The organism is Streptomyces alanosinicus, from assembly GCF_014650595.1.
In the GTDB taxonomy this organism is placed as follows: Bacteria; Actinomycetota; Actinomycetes; order Streptomycetales; family Streptomycetaceae; genus Streptomyces; species Streptomyces alanosinicus.
The window spans coordinates 183563-202887 of record NZ_BMVG01000012.1 but is presented as its reverse complement, the minus strand read 5'-3'; the positions used below and the strand labels follow the sequence as shown (position 1 = coordinate 202887).

The following is a 19325-nucleotide window of genomic DNA, read 5'->3' as shown; positions in this document are numbered from 1 at the left end:
GGAACCATCCCGGCCCCCGCCCCGTTTCTGCTAGGTGCACAGTGACATCGCGGTGACAGGGTGTGGCGACAGGCGGGGTGCGGCTACGATGACCGGCACAAGGACGGGCGGCGAAAGGGAGTCGTCCCCTGGGGCGGCGCCCGGTGTACCGCCGGGGCGAGGAGGGCGGGCCATGGTGCAGAAGGCCAAGATCCTCCTGGTCGATGACCGGCCGGAGAATCTGTTGGCGCTGGAGGCGATCCTCTCTGCGCTCGATCAGACGCTGGTGCGGGCATCGTCCGGGGAGGAAGCACTTAAGGCACTGCTCACAGACGATTTCGCGGTCATTCTGCTCGATGTCCAGATGCCGGGTATGGACGGCTTCGAGACTGCCGCGCACATCAAGCGGCGTGAGCGGACGCGGGACATCCCGATCATCTTCCTCACGGCGATCAACCACGGCCCGCACCACACCTTCCGGGGTTACGCGGCGGGCGCCGTCGACTACATCTCCAAGCCGTTCGACCCGTGGGTGCTGCGTGCGAAGGTCTCGGTGTTCGTCGAGCTGTACATGAAGAACTGCCAGCTGCGGGAGCAGGCGGCGCTGCTGCGGCTGCAGTTGGAGGGCGGCGGCAAGGGCGCGGTCGGCGGCAAGGAGTCCGCCGGACTGCTCGCCGAGCTGTCCGCGCGGCTCGCGGCCGTGGAGGAGCAGGCAGAGGCGCTGTCCAAGCAGCTGGACGACGACTCGGCGGACGCGGCCGCAGTGGCCACGGCGGCTCATCTGGAGCGCAAACTCACCGGGTTGCGGCGTGCGCTCGACGCCCTGGAGCCCGGCTCCGGACCCGGCGGCACCTCGGTGCCGGCCCAGAGCTGACGTAACTGACGTAGGCCCATGCGGCGGTTGCCCATGAGCGTGCGTCAGCTCCGGTCCCCGGTAAAGGCGACACGAACGGGTGAAGCTGTAGGCACGCGTGTCCGTTGTCGTCTCCCCCGGTAACCTCACACCCATGGCCTCACGTCCCTCCGCAGCGAAGAAGCAGCCGGCGAAGAAGGCGGCCGCTCCCGCGAAGGCTCCGGCGAAGAAGGCCGCAGCGAAGAAGGCGGCGGCCAAGAAGGCGCCTGCCAAGAAGGCCCCGGCGAAGAAGGCGCCGCCGAAGCCGGCACCCAGTCCCACCGGGGGCGTGTACCGGCTGGTGCGCGCCCTCTGGCTCGGCGTCGCGCACGCGCTCGGCGCTGTCTTCCGCGGCATAGGGCAGGGCGCGAAGAACCTGGACCCGGCCCATCGCAAGGACGGCATCGCCCTGCTCCTCTTCGGCATCGCACTGATCGTCGCCGCCGGTACCTGGGCCGACTTGAAGGGTCCCGTAGGCGACCTGGTGGAGATCCTCGTCACCGGTGCCTTCGGCCGGCTCGACCTCCTGGTCCCGGTACTGCTCGCCGTGATCGCCGTACGGTTCATCCGGCATCCGGAGAAGCCGGAGGCCAACGGCCGGATCGTGATCGGTCTGTCCGCGCTCGTCATCGGCGTGCTCGGCCAGGTCCACATCGCCTGCGGCTCGCCCGCGCGCAGCGACGGCATGCAGGCGATAAGGGACGCCGGCGGCCTCATCGGCTGGGCGGCGGCCACCCCGCTGACGTACACCATGACCGAGGTTCTGGCCGTACCCCTGCTCGTGCTGCTGACGATCTTCGGTCTGCTCGTGGTGACCGCCACCCCGGTCAACGCCATCCCGCAGCGGCTGCGGGCGCTCGGCCTACGCCTGGGCGTGCTGCACGACCCTGAGGCGGAGGAGTTCAGCGAGGACGACGCGCGCTATGACGAACAGTGGCGCGAGGCGCTGCCCGCGCGCCCCCGCAAGCGCTCGTCCGCCCCCCAGGCGTACGACCCCGACGGCGCCGAGGAGGAGGCCCTCTCGCAGCGCCGCGGCCGCCCCAGGCGCTCCGCGGTGCCCCAGCCGGATCCGCACCGCCAGATGGACGCCGTGGACGTCGCCGCGGCCGCCGCGGCGGCGCTCGACGGCGCGGTGCTGCACGGCATGCCGCCCTCCCCGCTGGTCGCCGATCTCACCCAGGGCGTCAGCGTCGGTGACCGAGAGGAGACGACTCCGGTACCCGCGCCCGCGCCGGCTCCCACGCCGTCGTCGGTGCCGGCCGCGCGCCCCAAGCAGGAGAAGCTCCAGGCCGGGATGGTCCCCGACCTGACCAAGAAGGCCCCCGACGAGCCTCGCGACCTGCCCCCGCGCGCGGAGCAGCTCCAGCTCGCCGGGGACGTCACCTACTCACTGCCGTCCCTGGACCTGCTCACGCGCGGCGGTCCCGGCAAGGCGCGCAGCGAGGCCAACGACGCGGTGGTCGCCTCGCTCACCCAGGTCTTCACCGAGTTCAAGGTCGACGCCGCCGTCACCGGCTTCACCCGCGGCCCGACGGTCACCCGCTACGAGGTCGAACTCGGCCCCGCCGTGAAGGTCGAGCGGATCACCGCACTGACCAAGAACATCGCGTACGCCGTTGCCAGCCCGGACGTACGGATCATCAGTCCCATCCCCGGCAAGTCCGCGGTCGGCATCGAGATCCCGAACACCGACCGGGAGATGGTCAACCTCGGCGACGTGCTGCGGCTCGCGGAGTCCGCCGAGGACGACGACCCGATGCTGGTCGCCTTCGGCAAGGACGTCGAGGGCGGGTATGTGATGCACTCGCTGGCGAAGATGCCGCATATGCTGGTCGCCGGCGCCACCGGCTCCGGCAAGTCGTCCTGCATCAACTGCCTGATCACCTCGGTCATGATGCGGGCGACCCCGGAGGACGTCCGGTTGATCCTGGTCGACCCCAAGCGCGTCGAACTGACCGCGTACGAGGGCATCCCGCATCTGATCACGCCGATCATCACCAACCCCAAGCGGGCCGCCGAGGCGCTGCAGTGGGTCGTCCGAGAGATGGACCTGCGCTACGACGACCTCGCGGCCTACGGCTTCCGGCATATCGACGACTTCAACCGGGCCATCCGCGAGGGCAAGGTCAAGCCGCCGGAGGGCAGCGAGCGGGAACTGCAGCCCTACCCCTATCTGCTGGTGATCGTCGACGAGCTGGCCGACCTGATGATGGTGGCCCCGCGCGACGTCGAGGACGCGATCGTGCGCATCACCCAGCTCGCGCGCGCCGCCGGCATCCACCTGGTGCTCGCCACCCAGCGCCCCTCGGTCGACGTGGTCACCGGCCTGATCAAGGCCAACGTGCCGTCCCGGCTGGCCTTTGCCACCTCCTCGCTCGCCGACTCCCGCGTCATCCTCGACCAGCCCGGCGCCGAGAAGCTGATCGGCAAGGGCGACGGCCTGTTCCTGCCGATGGGCGCGAACAAGCCGACCCGTATGCAGGGCGCGTTCGTCACGGAGGCCGAGGTCGCGGCCGTCGTACAGCACTGCAAGGACCAGATGGCGCCCGTCTTCCGGGACGACGTCACGGTCGGCACCAAGCAGAAGAAGGAGATCGACGAGGACATCGGCGACGACCTCGACCTGCTGTGCCAGGCGGCCGAGCTGGTCGTCTCCACCCAGTTCGGGTCGACCTCCATGCTGCAGCGCAAGCTGCGCGTCGGCTTCGCCAAGGCCGGGCGGCTCATGGACCTCATGGAGTCCCGCAACATCGTGGGACCGAGCGAGGGCTCCAAGGCCCGTGACGTTCTTGTGAAGCCTGACGAGCTGGACGGCGTGCTGGCCATTATTCGCGGTGAGTCTGGGGAGTAGGACAAAGAAGGGCCGTCCGGCGGACGCCGGTTACGCCGGGTGGCGTCATCGTCGTGATCCACCCGTTAGAGATCGGTGAGCAACCGTTTCCCTTTGTCGCACGTCAAGTTGAGCGAGAGGACAGGTAGGCATCTCATCCTGGGGTACCGCCTGTCCAGCCCTCGGCATGTCCGGCCATTCCGATGGCGTACAAAGTCCCACCGCCCGGTTGCCCCACCCTTTCGTACCACCCCTAGACTGAGCTTCCAGCACAGGTGGCTACACGCTCGAAAGGCGCCCCCGTGTCCATCGGCAACTCCCCTGAAGACGAGCGTCCGTTCCAAGACGAGTCCCAGGAAGCCCGTGTCTCCGTGGGCCGCGCCCTGCAGCAGGCGCGGATCGCGGCCGGGCTCACCGTGGACGACGTCAGCAGTGCCACTCGTGTCCGCAGCGCCATCGTGCACGCCATCGAGGAGGACGACTTCGGCCCCTGCGGCGGTGATGTGTACGCCCGCGGGCACATCCGTACGCTGGCCAGGGCCGTCCGCCTCGATCCCGTACCCATGATCACCCAGTTCGACGCCGAGCACGGCGGCCGTCCCGCCCCCACCCCGGCAGCACCTCTGTTCGAGGCCGAGCGGATCCGGCCCGAGCGCCGCGGACCGAACTGGACCGCGGCCATGGTCGCCGCCATCGTTGTCGTGATCGGTTTCGTCGGCTTCACCGCGGTGAAGGGCGGCGACTCAGGAAGCGATGCGAAATCGCAGGTCGCCGAGGGTGGCACACCCGCCGCGAGCAAGTCCGCCAGCACCCCGCCGAAGAAGGACAAGCCCGCCCAGCCCAGCACCGAACCCTCCGACAGCGCCATCGCCGCCGCGCCCCAGGACAAGGTGACCGTCCAGGTCAGCACACCGAACGGACGCAGCTGGATCTCGGCCAAGGACCACAACGGCCGGATGCTCTTCGACGGGCTGCTGAAGAAGGGCGAGTCCAAGACCTTCCAGGACAGCTCCAAGATCAACCTGATCCTCGGCGACGCCGGCGCGATCGAGCTGTACGTCAACGGCAAGAAGATCGACGACAACTTCCAGCCGGGTGCCGTGGAGCGCCTCACCTACACGAAGGGCGACCCGGTCGCGGGCTGACCGGCCCCTGCGCAGGCGCATGTGTGACGGGGTCGGCCGATCCCGGCCAACCCCGTCGACGTGGGCTGTCAGTGAGACGAAGTAGTCTTGAGCCCATGCCTGAACGCCGTACCGTCGCACTCGTCACTCTTGGCTGCGCCCGTAACGAGGTGGACTCGGAGGAGCTCGCAGGCCGTTTGGAGGCGGACGGCTGGCAGCTCGTCGAGGACGCCGCGGACGCCGATGTCGCCGTGGTGAACACGTGTGGCTTCGTGGAGGCCGCGAAGAAGGACTCCGTCGATGCCCTCCTTGAGGCCAATGACCTCAAGGACCATGGAAGAACCCAGGCCGTCGTGGCGGTGGGCTGCATGGCCGAGCGGTACGGCAAGGAGCTGGCCGAGGCGCTGCCCGAGGCCGACGGCGTGCTCGGCTTCGACGACTACACGGATATCTCCGACCGCCTGCAGACCATCCTGTCCGGCGGCATCCACGCCTCCCACACCCCGCGCGACCGCCGCAAGCTGCTCCCGATCAGCCCCGCCGAGCGTCAGGAGTCGGCCGCGTCCGTCGCACTGCCCGGCCACGGCCCGGTCGACCTCCCGGAGGGCCTGGCGCCCGCCTCCGGTCCGCGCGCACCGCTGCGCCGCCGGCTGGACGGTGCCCCGGTCGCCTCGGTCAAGCTGGCCTCCGGCTGCGACCGGCGCTGCTCCTTCTGCGCCATCCCGTCCTTCCGCGGCTCCTTCATCTCACGCCGCCCGAGCGACGTACTGAACGAGACGCGCTGGCTGGCGGAACAGGGTGTGAAGGAGATCATGCTGGTCTCCGAGAACAACACCTCCTACGGCAAGGACCTGGGCGACATCCGCCTGCTGGAGTCCCTGCTGCCGGAGCTGGCCGAGGTCGACGGCATCGAGCGGGTGCGGGTCAGCTATCTGCAGCCGGCCGAGATGCGCCCCGGCCTGATCGACGTGCTGACCTCCACCCCGAAGGTCACCCCGTACTTCGACCTGTCCTTCCAGCACTCCGCGCCCGACGTGCTGCGCGCCATGCGCCGCTTCGGCGACACCGACCGCTTCCTGGAGCTGCTCGACACGATCCGCTCCAAGGCCCCCGAAGCCGGTGTGCGCTCCAACTTCATCGTCGGCTTCCCCGGCGAGAGCGAGGCGGACCTGGCCGAGCTGGAGCGCTTCCTGACCGGCGCCCGCCTGGACGCCATCGGTGTCTTCGGCTACTCCGACGAGGAGGGCACGGAGGCCGCGACATACGGCGACAAGCTCGACGAGGACCTCGTGGCCGAGCGGCTGGCGCGGGTGTCCCGGCTGGCCGAGGAACTGGTCTCGCAGCGCGCCGAGGAGCGCGTCGGCGAGACCGTGCATGTGCTGGTGGAGTCCGTCGACGAGGAAGAGGGCGTCCACGGCCGGGCCGCGCACCAGGCGCCGGAGACGGACGGCCAGGTGCTGCTCACGAGCGGCGAGGGCCTGAGCGTCGGACGTATGGTCGAGGCAAAGGTGGTCGGTACGGAAGGTGTCGACCTGGTGGCCGAGCCGCTGACCGGCTCGCTCGCGTGTAGTGAGGAGGCGGGCAGATGACCGGAGTCCCGGCATCCGCCGCGGGTGGCTCCTCCGGCGCGCACGGCGCGCGGGGGCCGGCCGCTGCCGACGGCGCCCGGTCCGAGGTCTCCGGTTCTGCTTCCGCTGCTGGCTCCGACCCCGAGGCCGACGCGAAGCCGGCGCGCGGCGGGAAGATCGCGGCCGCCGCCGTCAACCAGGCGAGCGTCTGGAACGTCGCCAATCTGCTGACCATGCTGCGACTGGTCCTGGTCCCCGGCTTCGTGGCCCTGATGCTGGCGGACGGCGGCTATGACCCCGCCTGGCGCTCGCTGGCCTGGGCGGCCTTCGCCGTCGCCATGATCACTGACCTGTTCGACGGTCATCTGGCGCGCACGTACAACCTGGTCACGGACTTCGGGAAGATCGCCGACCCCATCGCCGACAAGGCGATCATGGGGGCGGCGCTCATCTGTCTGTCGTCCCTCGGCGATCTGCCCTGGTGGGTGACGGCCGTGATCCTCGGCCGGGAACTCGGCATCACGCTGCTGCGTTTTCTGGTCATTCGCTACGGCGTGATCCCGGCCAGCCGTGGAGGCAAGCTCAAGACCCTCACCCAGGGCGTGGCGGTCGGGATGTATGTGCTGGCGCTGACGGGGTGGCTGGCCACTCTGAGGTTCTGGGTGATGGCCGTGGCGGTCGTTCTCACCGTCGTCACGGGCCTGGACTACGTAAGACAAGCCATTGTGCTGCGCCGGCAGGGAATCGCCGAGCGCGCGGCCGCGTTGGAGGAGAAGGAAGCGTGAGCGCGCAGGCCGCCGAAGTGGTGCGACTACTGACGGTGAGGGGCGAGACCCTCGCCGTCGCCGAGTCGCTCACCGGTGGTCTGGTGGCCGCGGAGATCACCTCGGTCCCGGGAGCGTCCAAGGTGTTCCGGGGTTCGGTCACCGCCTACGCCACCGAGCTCAAGCATGAGCTGCTGGGCGTCGACGCCACCGTGCTGGCCCGGCGAGGAGCGGTGGATCCGCAGGTCGCAGGCCAGATGGCAGCCGGAGTACGGAAGGCGCTGGGCGCCGACTGGGGCATCGCGACCACCGGAGTCGCCGGTCCCGATCCGCAGGACGGCCAGCCCGTCGGGACGGTGTTCGTGGCCGTCGACGGACCCTTCACGGACCGCACCGGTTCTGCCGGTGGCGGAAAAGTGGAGTCCCTGCGGTTGAACGGCAGTCGTGCGGAAATCCGTATGGAGAGTGTACGGAGCGTACTCGCAAGGCTCCTGGAGCAGCTTGCGGGCGAACAGACCGGGAATGAGCGGGCACAGGATACGGAACGGAACGGGGGGTTTTGATGTTTGCAGCCCTGAGTGAACACGACATCGCTCCCCGCACGGCCGCGGCGCGAGGCGGTACGGTGGGGCGAGAAGGATTCGGCTACGCGGTCCGAGGAGGGAGCCACCGATGATTCTGCTCCGTCGCCTGCTGGGTGACGTGCTGCGTCGGCAGCGCCAACGCCAGGGCCGTACTCTGCGCGAAGTCTCCTCGTCCGCCCGAGTCTCACTCGGCTATCTCTCCGAGGTGGAGCGGGGGCAGAAGGAGGCTTCCTCCGAGCTGCTCTCCGCCATCTGCGACGCGCTGGACGTACGGATGTCGGAACTGATGCGAGAGGTGAGCGACGAACTGGCGCTCGCCGAGCTGGCCCAGTCCGCCGCGGCCACCGCGCCTGTGCCCACTCCGGTCCGTCCGATGCTGGGGTCGGTGTCGGTGACCGGCGTGCCACCGGAACGGGTGACCATCAAGGCACCCGCGGAGGCGGTGGACGTGGTCGCCGCGTGATGTACGCGTGCGCGGCCTGACACCCCGATACGGCTGAAGCCCCGGTCGACCGCCCCAGGGAAACCTGGGAGCAGTCGACCGGGGCTCCTTCGTATCCGCTCCCGTTTGCCCGGTGTGGGTGGTGCGGTCATGGTGGAGGGACGTGACGGCACCCACGCATCGGAGGAAGCGGATGTACGTCGTGAAAAGCCCGTTGGCCGACGCGGACCTGAAGACCGTGGCCGAGGCGCTGCAGGGTGCCCTCCTGGACCTGGTGGACCTCTCACTGGTCGCCAAACAGATCCACTGGAACGTCGTCGGGCCCCGCTTCCGCTCCATCCACCTCCAGCTGGACGAGGTCGTCGCCTCCGCGCGCATCCACTCCGACACCGTGGCCGAGCGGGCCTCGGCGCTGGGTGTGCCGCCCGACGGACGCGCCACCAGGGTGGCCTCCGGCAGCGGCATCAAAACCACTCCGGCGGGCTGGATCAAGGACACGGACGCCGTCCGGACCATGGTGGACGCGCTCGGCGCGGTGATCATCCGGATGCGGGAGCGGGTGGAGTCGACGGGTGAGCCGGATCCGGTGTCCCAGGACATCTTCATCTCGATCACGGCGGATCTGGAGAAGCATCACTGGATGTTCCAGGCGGAGAACGCGTGAGCCGTCCGGCCGGCTCGTCGGTCGGTCTCGTGCTCGTCGTCGTCCTCGTACTTTCCCCGGAGGGGCTGTTGTCGGTGCTGCATCCATGAGCCCTCGGTGCGCCTTTTGCGCCGGGCGAGCGGCGGTCTAGCGTCCCGCAGGAGGTGATGGCGGGCATGGTGGCGCGGATGGTGCGCGGGGCGGTCGGGCTGGGGCTCGGCGCCGTGTGGTGGTGGGCTGTGCTGCGCATCACCCTCGGACAGAGCGCGGGTGTGCTGGAGGGCGCGGTGGCGGCCGGTGGGTGGGGGCTGAGTCTGCTGCCGGTGCACTGTGTGCCCAAGGGGCGGGCGGCCGGGGCGCTGGCGACGGGGCGCTGGGTGGCCGCCTGGCGGGCGGGGGACGCTACCAGGGCATCGCCACGCCCCCGTTCGGGCGAAGTATCTGACCCGTCGTGAACGCCGACGCGTCCGACGCCAGATACAGCACCGCGTGCGCGACATCGTCCGGCTCGCCGACCCGGCCCAATGGCGCCATCCGGGCCATCATCCCCTCGGTGTGCGCCTGTGCCCGCTGGTCATGGCGCTCGGTCATGGGGGTGCGGATCCAGCCCGGCGCGATCGCGTTGACCCGGATACCGTGCCGGCCGACCTCAGCGGCCAGCGTCTTGGTCAGCTGGACCACGGCCGCCTTGGCCGCGCCGTAGCAGAGCAGCCCGGGGCCGCCGGTGTCGACCGCGCCGGACGCCATGGTGACGATGCTGCCCCGGACCTCCCGGGCCAGCATCTGCCGGGCCGCCTCCTGGCAGGCGTACAGCACGCCCTTGAAGTTGACGTCCAGCACCCGGTCGAGGTCCTCGTCGCGGGTCTCCAGCACGGGGCTGCTGTGCATGATCCCGGCGATCGCCGCCATCACGTCCAAGCGCTCACAGGTCCGGACGGCCCCGGCCAGCGCCGCCCGGTCGGTGACGTCCAGGGCATGGGTACGGGCCGTGCCGCCGCGTTTTTCGATCAGTTCCGCCGTGCCGCGCAGGCCGTCCGCGTCGCGGTCGGCGCAGTGCACGGTCGCGCCCGCCTCGGCGAGCAGCACGGCGGAGGCCCGGCCGATGCCGCCGGCGGCTCCGGTGACGAACGCGGTGCGTCCGGTGAGGTCGTACGCCGTGAGGGACATGAAGCGACGGTACGAGCGTTTCTGACGGATCGTCAATTAGTGGGAGGCGGATCGTCGATGAGCGGGAGGTGGCTCGGCGCAGGGCGACGGGCCGGCGCGGGAGGGGGAGCCGGGTCTCAGGCGGTGCGGCGGCGGTCCCGCCGGTGCTGGGGTGAGCCGGGGGCGGGTGCGGGGCCGGTCTGGCAGGTGGGGCACCAGTAGGTGGGGCGCTCCCGGGAGCCGTCGCCCTGGTCGGCCGCCCGGACCGGGGTGTGGCAGCGCAGACAGGGGCGGGGCGCGCGGCCGTAGACGAACAGATCGTGCCGGTGCAGGCCCGTGGTCTGGCGGACCGGGCGGTCGCGGTTCGCCTCCAGGAGCCTGTGGGCGAGCGCGGGCAGCTTCTGGGCGCGGTCCACGGGCAGCGCGCCGGCCGGCAGCCAGGGGGTGACACCGAGCAGGAAGCACAGTTCGCTCTTGTAGATGTTGCCGATGCCGGCCAGATTGCGCTGGTCGAGCAGGGCCTCGCCGAGCGGACGGGCGGGATCGGCGAGGATGTTGGCGAGGGCGCGCTCGGGGTCCCAGTCCGGGCCCAGCAGATCGGGGCCCAGGTGGCCGACGACCCGCTCCTCCTCGCTCGTGCGCAGCAGTTCCAGGACCTGGAGGCGATAACCCACGGCCGTGCGGTCGGCGGCGGAGAGGACCGCACGGATCTGGTGCGCCGGACCGCCGCGCCAGCGTTCGCCGGTGCCGTACACCTTCCAGGCGCCCTCCATCCGCAGATGGGTGTGGAGGGTCAGGCCGCCCTCGAACCGGGTCAGCAGGTGTTTGCCACGCGGGAGCGTGCCGAGCACCGTACGGCCGGTGAGGTCGACCGTCGCATACCTGGGCACCCGGAAGTCGCTACGGGTCAGCGCCTTGCCCGCGAGGGCCTCGTGCAGCCGCCTCGCGGCCTGCCAGACCGTGTCACCTTCGGGCATGCGTCCAGCGTGCCACGGTCGGGTGAGGTGGGCGCCGGCCGGCGGTGGCGATGGCGGTGTGCCGGGTGGCGGTCATGCTCTCAGCCGCAGGCCGCGCGGCGTGGCCACGAAACCCGTGCCTTCCAGAAGGGCGCCTATGGGGGAGGTCAGGGCCTGGGCGCCGTTGATCCGCTCGACCGTGACCGTCCCCAGGGAGCCCGTGCGGGCCGCCGCGGCCAGCGCTTCGGCGGCCGTACGCAGACGGGGATCGTCCGGGGCCGCGATGTCCGGGGCGGCGGGCCAGGCCAGCAGGGTCTTGCCGCCGCGCTCCATGTACAGCGTCAGCTCGCCCTCCACCAGGACGACGAGCGAGCCCGCCTTGCGGCCCGGCTTGTGTCCGGCACCGGTCGGCGGCTCGGGCCAGGCGAGGGCCGCGCCGTAGGCGTTGGCGGGGTCGGCCGCGGCGAGGACCACGGCACGGGGATCGGGCGCGGACATGCCCGTACGCCCGCTGCCGTACCCCCGGTGTGCCGGCGAGCCGTAGACGCCGGCTCCGCCCCCTCGGGGGCCGCCGTAGCCGGGGGAGGCGAAGGGGTCGGCGAGGTCGCGGGGGGAGACATGGTCGCCGGGGCCGGACGGGGGGTCCGCCGGGGGCCAGGTGAAGTCGCCGTCGAGACCGGGGTGGGCGAATCCGCCGTCCCGGCTGCCGTCGCCGCCGGCGAAGTCGGCGGGGAGCGCGTGGTCGTGCGGTGCGCCGTCGGGCGCGCCGAGGCCGCTCGGGAAGGCCGCGTCGGGGAAGCCGCCAGGGAACTCCGTGTCGGTGAAGCCGTCCGGGAAGGCCGTGTCGGTCGAGCCGGGCGGGCGGCCCGGGGTGGGGAAGCCGGGCTGGTGGGCCGGCGCGGTCAGGCTCTCGCCGCGTTCGCGGGCGCCCGCCACCGCGCGGAGCCGGTCCACCGCGCCGTCCATGGCGAACTGGGCCGCGCCCAGACCCTCGACCACATACCCCCGCCGTGCCTGACCGCTCTCCTCGAAGGCCGACAGCACCCGGTACACCCCCGAGAAGCCGCCCTCGATCCCCTCCGCGGCGACCGCACCTCGGGTGACCACGCCGTGCCGGTCCAGAAGCGTGCGGGCCAGCGCGTGGGCGCGCACGGTGGCGTCCGGCTCGGCCGCGGGGAGCAGCGACCAGCGGCCGGCGACGGTCGGCGGTCCCGAACGGGAGGCGGGGCGCGCGGCGGCCGTCAAGGAGCCGTAGCGCCCGCGCGGGACGGCGCGCTTGGCGCGGTGGGCTGTGGAGCCCGCCGTACGACCGGAACCCAGCAGCGAGCGCATCGGGGCGAGGGTGTCGTTCGTGAGCCGGCCCGACCAGGCCAGGTCCCAGAGCGCGTCGGCGAGTTGGGGGTCGGTGACCTCGGGGTGCGTGGTGGCACGGACCTGGTCGGCGATCTGGCGGAAGAACAGGCCGTAGCCGCCGCGGAGCACGTCCAGGACGGACTGGTGGAGCGCGGTCAGCTCCAGAGGGTGGGACGGCGGGAGCAACAGGGGGGCCGCGTCCGCCAGATAGAGGGAGACCCAGCCGTCCTTGCCGGGCAGGGCGCCCGCGCCGGCCCACACCACGTCGCCGGCCGAGGTCAGTTCGTCGAGCATCGAGGGCGTGTAGTTCGCCACGCGCGAGGGCAGGACCAGCTTCTCCAGCGCGGACGCGGGCACCGAGACGCCCTGCAACTGCTCGACGGCGCGCACCAGTCCGTCGATGCCGCGCAGCCCGTGACCCTTGCCGATGTGCTGCCACTGGGGCAGGAACTGGGCGAGCGCGGCGGGTGGCACCGGCTCCAGTTCATGGCGCAGGGCGGCCAGGGAGCGGCGGCGCAGACGGCGCAGGACCGTCGCGTCGCACCACTCCTGGCCGATGCCCGCCGGGTGGAACTCGCCCTGGACGACCCGGCCGCTGCCGGCGAGTCGCTGCAGAGCGCCCTCGGTGACCGCCACACCGAGGCCGAAGCGCGCCGCCGCCGTGGCCGATGTGAACGGGCCGTGGGTGCGGGCGTATCGGGCGAGGAGATCGCCCAAGGGGTCCTTCACCGGCTCGGTGAAGGCCTCGGGCACACCGACCGGCAGGGCCGTGCCGAACGCGTCGCGCAGCCGGCCCGCGTCCTCGATCGCCGCCCAGTGGTCGGCACCGGCGATCCGGACCCTGATGGCCCGGCGGGTCCCGGCCAGCTCGCGTGCCCAGTGCGGATCCGCGCCCCGCGCGACCAACTCGGCGTCGGTCAGCGGGCCGAGCAGCCGCAGCACATCGGCCACGCCCTCCACATCCTTGACCCGGCGGTCCTCGGTGAGCCACTGAAGCTCGCGCTCCAGCTCGGTCAGCACCTCGGCGTCGAGCAGTTCGCGCAGCTCGGCCTGGCCCAGCAGCTCGGCCAGCAGCCGGGAGTCCAGGGACAGCGCGGCGGCCCGGCGCTCGGCGAGCGGGGAGTCACCCTCGTACAGGAACTGAGCGACGTATCCGAAGAGGAGGGAGCGGGCGAACGGGGACGGCTCCGGGGTGGTGACCTCGACCAGGCGCACCTTGCGGGACTCGATGTCGCCCATCAGCTCGACGAGCCCGGGAACGTCGAAGACGTCCTGCAGGCATTCGCGGATCGCCTCCAGCACGATCGGGAACGAGCCGAACTCGCTTGCCACCTGCAGCAGTTGGGCCGCACGCTGGCGTTGCTGCCACAGTGGCGTGCGCTTGCCGGGACTGCGGCGCGGCAGCAGCAGCGCGCGGGCGGCGCACTCGCGGAACCGGGAGGCGAACAGGGCGGAGCCGCCGACCTGTTCGGTGACGATCTGGTCGACCTCGCCCTTGTCGAAGGAGACGTCCCCCGCGCCGACCGGGGCCTGCTCGCTGTCGTACTCCGTGCCGGCCTTCATCGGTGCCTGGTCGAGCAGGTCCAGGCCCATCAGGTCGGCGTCGGGCAGGCGCAGCACGATGCCGTCGTCGGCGTGCATGACCTGCGCGTCCATGCCGTACCGCTCGGACAGCCGGGCGCCGAGCGCGAGCGCCCAGGGGGCGTGGACCTGGGCACCGAAGGGGGAGTGCACGACGACCCGCCAGTCGCCCAGCTCGTCGCGGAAGCGTTCGACGACGATCGTGCGGTCGTCCGGGACGTGGCCGCAGGCCTCGCGCTGTTCGTCGAGGTACGACAGCACGTTGTTCGCGGCCCAGGCGTCCAGGCCCGCCGCCAGCAGCCGCAGCCGGGCGTCCTCCCTGGACAGCGAGCCGACCTCGCGCAGGAACGCGCCCACCGCGCGGCCCAGTTCGAGCGGGCGGCCCAGCTGGTCGCCCTTCCAGAACGGCAGCCTGCCCGGCACCCCGGGCGCGGGGGAGACCAGGACCCGGTCGCGGGTGATGTCCTCGATGCGCCAGGAACTCGTGCCCAGCGTGAAGACGTCCCCCACCCGGGACTCGTACACCATCTCCTCGTCCAGCTCGCCGACCCGGCCGCCGCCCTTCTTGGGGTCGGAACCGGCGAGAAAGACCCCGAACAGGCCGCGGTCGGGGATCGTGCCGCCGGAGGTGACGGCGAGGCGCTGGGCACCCGGGCGGCCGGTGATCTCGCCGGTCACGCGGTCCCACACCACGCGCGGGCGCAGCTCGGCGAAGGCGTCCGACGGATAGCGACCCGCGAGCATGTCCAGGGTCGCCGTGAACGCCGACTCGGGCAGCGACGCGAAGGGTGCCGCCCGTCGGACCATGGCGAGCAGGTCGTCGAACTGCCAGGTGTCCAGTGCCGTCATGGCGACCAGTTGCTGCGCGAGCACGTCCAGCGGGTTCGCGGGCACCCTCAGCGACTCGATCGAGCCGGTGCGCATACGCTCGGTGACGACGGCGGCCTGGACGAGGTCACCGCGGTACTTGGGGAAGACGACACCGGTGGAGACGGCGCCCACCTGGTGCCCCGCGCGGCCGACGCGCTGGAGTCCGGAGGCGACCGAAGGCGGGGACTCGACCTGCACGACCAGGTCGACGGCGCCCATGTCGATACCCAGCTCCAGGCTGGACGTGGCGACCACGGCGGGCAGCCGGCCCGCCTTCAGGTCCTCCTCGACCAGGGCGCGCTGCTCCTTGGAGACCGAGCCGTGGTGCGCGCGGGCGATCACCGCCGGTGCGCCCTGGGCCGCGCCGGAGCCGCCCATCAGCTGGGCCGGGGAGTGATGCTCCTCCAGGGTCTCGCCGGTCGCCCGCTCGTACGCGATCTCGTTGAGCCGGTTGCACAGGCGCTCGGCGAGGCGGCGGGAGTTGGCGAAGACGATCGTGGAGCGATGGGACTGGACCAGGTCGGCGATCCGCTCCTCCACATGCGGCCAGATCGAGGGCCGCTCCGCGCCCTCGGCCGCGTCCGCCGCCGGGGCGCCCGACAGCTCGCCCATGTCCTCGACCGGGACCACCACGGACAGGTCGAACTCCTTGCCGGACTCCGGCTGGACGATCTCCACCTTGCGGCGCGGCGAGAGATACCGGGCCACCTCGTCGACCGGGCGGACGGTGGCCGAGAGGCCGATCCGGCGGGCCGGCTTCGGCAGCAGCTCGTCCAACCGCTCCAGGGACAGCGCGAGATGGGCGCCGCGCTTGGTGCCCGCGACCGCGTGCACCTCGTCCAGGATCACCGTCTCCACGCCCGTCAGGGCGTCGCGGGTGGCCGAGGTCAGCATCAGGAACAGCGACTCGGGGGTGGTGATGAGGATGTCCGGCGGGCGTGTGGACAGCGCGCGCCGCTCGGCCGCAGGGGTGTCCCCGGAGCGGATGCCTACCCTGACCTCGGGTTCGGGCAGGCCCCGGCGCACGGACTCCTGGCGGATGCCGGTCAGCGGGCTGCGCAGGTTGCGCTCGACGTCGACCGCGAGGGCCTTCAGCGGGGACACATACAGGACCCGGCAGCGCTTTTTCGGGTCGGCCGGGGGCGGGGCCGAGGCGAGCTGGTCCAGGGCGGCGAGGAACGCGGCCAGCGTCTTGCCCGAGCCGGTCGGGGCCACCACCAGCACGTCCGAGCCCGCGCCGATGGCCTGCCACGCGCCGGCCTGGGCCGCGGTGGGCGCGGAGAACGCCCCCGTGAACCAGCCGCGGGTCGCGGGTGAGAAGCCGTCGAGGCCTCGGTGTGCGGAGCTGACCATGCGTCCATCCTGCACCCGGCCACTGACAATCACGCTGACCTGGGCAAACGTCATGCTGTGGGGGTGGGGCGGGGCCCGGTCGGCGGCGGTGGGGCGGAGAATGGGCGTATGGCGGGCACGGCGGCGTGGGGCGAGCAACCGACGGGCGGGAAACGGACGGGCGGGGAAACGGCCCGGGACCGGCCGGCGGAGCGTGCGCGGCACTGGCGGTACGACGACCTGCCGGGCGTGGACCTGCTGCGTGCCCGGTACATCCGCAAGACCTTCGTCCGGCACACCCACGAGCACTTCGTGATCGCGGCCATAGCCGACGGCGTCGAGGTCTTCCACCACCACGGCTCCGACGTGTCCGTCGGCGCGGGAGCCCTCGCCCTGGTCAACCCGGACACCGCGCACACCGGCCGCGCCGGAGTCCCCGAGGGCTGGCGGTACGGCGCGGTCTACCCCTCGCCCGAGGTGGTCGCCGCGATCGCGGCCGAGACCACCGGCATCCGGGGCACTCCGGGTTTCGTCAGCCCGGTTCTCGACGACCTCCACACCGCCCGCCTCGTCCACCGGGTGCTGCGCGCCGCCGACGAGGGCAACGCGCTGGCCGCAGACACCGTGCTCCGCGTCGCCGTCACACGGCTGCTGCAGCTCAACGGCGGCCCGCTGCCCCAGCGGCGGATCCGTACGGCCGGCGCGGTCATCGCCGCACGCGCGCGTGCGGTTCTCGAAGAGCGGATGGCCCGGCCGCCGAGCCTGGAACAGCTGGCCACCGACCTCGGCACCAGCCCGTTCGCGCTGCTGCGGGCCTTCCGCGAGACCTACGGCATGCCGCCGCACACCTGGCTGACCGACGCCCGCGTGCGCCGGGCGCGGCTGCTGCTGGACGCGGGCCGGCCCCCTGCCGAGGCGGCCGTGGCCGTCGGTTTCACCGACCAGCCCCACCTGAACCGGCACTTCGCCCGGATCGTCGGCGTGCCTCCCGGGGCCTACCAGCGCGAGCACAGGACCGACGGCCGGCGTGAGCGCAAGAACGTACAAGACCGTCACTGAGACCCGCCCGTACCGTCCGGGACGTGGCACAACAGACAGTTCTCACAGACAGGACCGCCGACGACGCCGACAAGCCCGACCGGGCCGTCGTACGCGACGCACTCGGAGTCGGGATCGCCGTCGGCCTCTCCGGATTCGCCTTCGGGGTGACCTCGGCCGGCAGCGGGCTCGGACTGCTCCAGACCTGCGCGCTCAGCCTCCTGGTCTTCACCGGTGCCTCCCAGTTCGCGCTGGTCGGAGCACTCGCCGCGGGAGGCGGTCCGTTCACCGCGGCCGCCGGTGCCTTCATCCTCGGCGTGCGCAACGCCTTCTACGGGCTGCGGCTGTCGCAGCTGCTCGCCCTCCCGCGCGCGGTGCGGCCGTTCGCCGCCCAGTGGGTGATCGACGAAACCACGGCGGTCACCCTGGCACAGCCGACGCGACGCGCCCGGCGCATCGGCTTCACCGTCACCGGGCTCACGCTGTACGTGCTCTGGAACCTCACCACACTGCTCGGCGTGCTCGGGGCCAAGGCCATCGGCGACACGCGCGCGTGGGGTCTGGACGCGGCCGGGCCTGCCGTGTTCCTCGCCCTGCTCATGCCGATGCTGAAGTCGGCCGCCGAGCGCGCGGCCGCGGGCCTGGCGGTCCTGCTGGGCCTCGGCCTGCTGCCGGTGCTGCCGGCCGGCGTCCCGGTCCTGGTGGCGGCGCTGGCGGCCCCGGCCGTCCTCGTCGCCCAGGGCCGTCACAGCCGTGCCGAGCCCCGCCGGCGGGACACGCCCGCGGCGGAGCGCCGGGGCGCGGCGCGGGAATCCCGCGCCGCCGACGGATCGACGACACCGCAGACGCCCGAGGAGGAACGGTGAACACCTGGATCGCGATCGGCCTGACCGTCGTCGGCTGTTACGCCGTCAAGCTCGCCGGGCTGCTGGTGCCCGCGGCCGCCCTGGAGCGGCCGTTCGTACGACGCCTCGCGGCCCTGCTGCCGGTCGCCCTCCTGGCCGCGCTGACCGCGCAGCAGACCTTCGCCGACGGGCACGCGCTCGTGCTGGACGCGCGGGTCGCCGGGCTCGGCGCGGCCGCCGTGGCGCTGGTGCTGCGCGCGCCGTTCCTGCTGGTCGTCGCGGTGGCCGTGGCGGTGACGGCGGGCGTACGGGCCGTCGGAGGGTGACACGGCACCGGCGCCGGCCGGCTCAGCCCACGAAGCGGCCGTACGCCCGAAGGGTGCGCAGTGCCTCGATCGTCACCAGGGGACGTGACTCCAGCGCGGGGGCCGGCGCCCACTCGCGCTGGGGATACCACCCACGGTTCGGGCAGTGGGGGAGTACCGGCCAGCCGCCGTCGTCCTGCTGCTCGGCGGCCAGGTGGTCCAGGGAGCGTGCCATCTCGTCGTCCGTGAACCACGCGCGTGCCAGTGATTCCGGACTCCTGGCGAAGTCGTGCGGGAAGTGGTGCTCGCCCGGGGCGTAACCGGAGGCGACGGGATACGCGTCCAGCCGGTCCGGGTCCAGGGCCGCGAGCCGCTGCTCGCGCACCATACGGCCGAGCCGGTCCGCGGCGGCCTCCGCGCGTGAGCGGTCGGGGACGGAGTCCAGGAAGGCCACGGCGGCCTCCACCTCGTACGGATGGGACTTGTCCAGCGACTCCACGGACTGCCAGCAGAAGTCCGTGGCCCGGAACAGCCAGGCGTGCCACACCTCGTTGCGGTGCAGCAGCCCGACCACGGGTCCGGTGGCGAGCAGTTCGCTCGCGGGGTCGTCGACGACCGGGACGAACGGTGCCGTCGGATACCCGCGCTGGCTGGGGCGGACCGCCGGCAGGGCGCCGTCCGTGGTGGAGACCGACGTCAGATAGCGGCACACCCGCTCCACCCGCTGCCCACCGCAGCGTCCGACGGCGTCCAGGACGCGCAGCGCGTGCGCGGTGTGCAGGGGCTGGCTCACGGGACCGCGCAGATCGGGCTCCAGCCCGTACCCGTACCCGCCGTCCTCGTTGCGGTAGGCGTCCAGCGCCGCTTCGACCGCGTCCGGGGTGCCGTGCAGGAAGTGGTACGCGAAGAGGCGCTGCTCCAGCACGCGCGCGGTGAGCCACACGAACTGTTCGGCGCGGAAGAGCGGGGAGCGCGCCGGAGGCGTGGAGGGGAGTGGGGAAGCTCCTGTTTCGGACATGGGTCAGACCGTAGGACGGAAAGCGGTCTCGGCAAGGGCTCCCGGCCGGGCCCAC

16 protein-coding genes are annotated in these 19325 nt (G+C 72.1%); 12 read left to right on the top strand and 4 right to left on the bottom strand.

Features of this window, described 5'->3' with window-relative positions:
- Positions 1 to 172: 172 nt before the first annotated feature.
- The 9 genes from IE277_RS24765 to IE277_RS24725 all read left to right on the top strand — a co-directional run bounded on the left by IE277_RS24765 (position 173) and on the right by IE277_RS24725 (position 9281).
- On the top strand, positions 173 to 853 hold the full coding sequence (locus tag IE277_RS24765) for a response regulator (RefSeq protein WP_189955890.1): 681 nt from the start codon (positions 173 to 175) through the stop codon (positions 851 to 853).
- 133 nt (positions 854 to 986) lie between these two features.
- Positions 987 to 3722, top strand: a complete 2736-nt coding sequence (locus IE277_RS24760; protein ID WP_189955889.1) for a DNA translocase FtsK — start codon at positions 987 to 989, stop codon at positions 3720 to 3722.
- 281 nt (positions 3723 to 4003) lie between these two features.
- Positions 4004 to 4846, top strand: coding sequence for a helix-turn-helix domain-containing protein (locus tag IE277_RS24755; RefSeq protein ID WP_189955888.1), 843 nt, complete (start codon positions 4004 to 4006; stop codon positions 4844 to 4846).
- A gap of 95 nt (positions 4847 to 4941) precedes the next feature.
- On the top strand, positions 4942 to 6414 hold the full coding sequence (gene rimO, locus IE277_RS24750; RefSeq protein WP_189955887.1) for a 30S ribosomal protein S12 methylthiotransferase RimO: 1473 nt from the start codon (positions 4942 to 4944) through the stop codon (positions 6412 to 6414).
- The gene (gene pgsA / locus IE277_RS24745; protein WP_189955886.1) at positions 6411 to 7178 is read left to right on the top strand and encodes a CDP-diacylglycerol--glycerol-3-phosphate 3-phosphatidyltransferase; all 768 of its coding nucleotides are present in this window, start codon (positions 6411 to 6413) and stop codon (positions 7176 to 7178) included. The genes rimO and pgsA overlap by 4 nt, the downstream gene beginning before the upstream one ends.
- Positions 7175 to 7720, top strand: coding sequence for a CinA family protein (locus IE277_RS24740; protein ID WP_189955885.1), 546 nt, complete (start codon positions 7175 to 7177; stop codon positions 7718 to 7720). The genes pgsA and IE277_RS24740 overlap by 4 nt, the downstream gene beginning before the upstream one ends.
- Positions 7721 to 7829: 109 nt before the next feature.
- A complete protein-coding gene (locus tag IE277_RS24735; RefSeq protein ID WP_189955884.1) occupies positions 7830 to 8204 on the top strand; it encodes a helix-turn-helix domain-containing protein in 375 nt (124 codons plus the stop codon).
- Positions 8205 to 8376: 172 nt separating this feature from the next.
- The gene (locus tag IE277_RS24730) at positions 8377 to 8847 is read left to right on the top strand and encodes a Dps family protein (protein ID WP_189955883.1); all 471 of its coding nucleotides are present in this window, start codon (positions 8377 to 8379) and stop codon (positions 8845 to 8847) included.
- Positions 8848 to 8993: 146 nt separating this feature from the next.
- Positions 8994 to 9281 carry a hypothetical protein gene (locus tag IE277_RS24725; RefSeq protein ID WP_373310860.1) on the top strand — a complete coding sequence of 96 codons (288 nt, stop codon included), beginning with the start codon at positions 8994 to 8996 and terminating at the stop codon, positions 9279 to 9281.
- Here the strand turns inward: IE277_RS24725 and IE277_RS24720 are convergent.
- The 3 genes from IE277_RS24720 to IE277_RS24710 form a co-directional block, all read right to left on the bottom strand.
- The gene (locus tag IE277_RS24720; RefSeq protein WP_189955882.1) at positions 9229 to 9993 is read right to left on the bottom strand and encodes an SDR family NAD(P)-dependent oxidoreductase; all 765 of its coding nucleotides are present in this window, start codon (positions 9991 to 9993) and stop codon (positions 9229 to 9231) included. The two genes, IE277_RS24725 and IE277_RS24720, sit on opposite strands and share 53 nt — an antisense overlap.
- A gap of 116 nt (positions 9994 to 10109) precedes the next feature.
- Positions 10110 to 10949, bottom strand: coding sequence for an Fpg/Nei family DNA glycosylase (locus IE277_RS24715; protein ID WP_189955881.1), 840 nt, complete (start codon positions 10947 to 10949; stop codon positions 10110 to 10112).
- Between the two features lie 72 nt (positions 10950 to 11021).
- Positions 11022 to 16085 carry an ATP-dependent helicase gene (locus IE277_RS24710; RefSeq protein WP_189955880.1) on the bottom strand — a complete coding sequence of 1688 codons (5064 nt, stop codon included), beginning with the start codon at positions 16083 to 16085 and terminating at the stop codon, positions 11022 to 11024.
- 108 nt (positions 16086 to 16193) lie between these two features.
- On the opposite strand from IE277_RS24710, the gene IE277_RS24705 reads away from it, so the two are divergent.
- From IE277_RS24705 to IE277_RS24695, 3 genes are read left to right on the top strand one after another with little or no spacing between them, the layout of a single operon-like run.
- Positions 16194 to 17123 carry a helix-turn-helix domain-containing protein gene (locus IE277_RS24705; RefSeq protein WP_189955879.1) on the top strand — a complete coding sequence of 310 codons (930 nt, stop codon included), beginning with the start codon at positions 16194 to 16196 and terminating at the stop codon, positions 17121 to 17123.
- A gap of 23 nt (positions 17124 to 17146) precedes the next feature.
- The gene (locus IE277_RS24700; RefSeq protein ID WP_189955878.1) at positions 17147 to 17968 is read left to right on the top strand and encodes an AzlC family ABC transporter permease; all 822 of its coding nucleotides are present in this window, start codon (positions 17147 to 17149) and stop codon (positions 17966 to 17968) included.
- The gene (locus IE277_RS24695; protein WP_189955877.1) at positions 17965 to 18273 is read left to right on the top strand and encodes an AzlD domain-containing protein; all 309 of its coding nucleotides are present in this window, start codon (positions 17965 to 17967) and stop codon (positions 18271 to 18273) included. Before IE277_RS24700 ends, IE277_RS24695 begins: the two co-directional genes overlap by 4 nt.
- 22 nt (positions 18274 to 18295) lie before the next feature.
- Here the strand turns inward: IE277_RS24695 and IE277_RS24690 are convergent, their stop codons facing one another.
- Positions 18296 to 19270, bottom strand: coding sequence for a hypothetical protein (locus IE277_RS24690; RefSeq protein WP_189955876.1), 975 nt, complete (start codon positions 19268 to 19270; stop codon positions 18296 to 18298).
- Between the last annotated feature and the right edge of the window lie 55 nt (positions 19271 to 19325).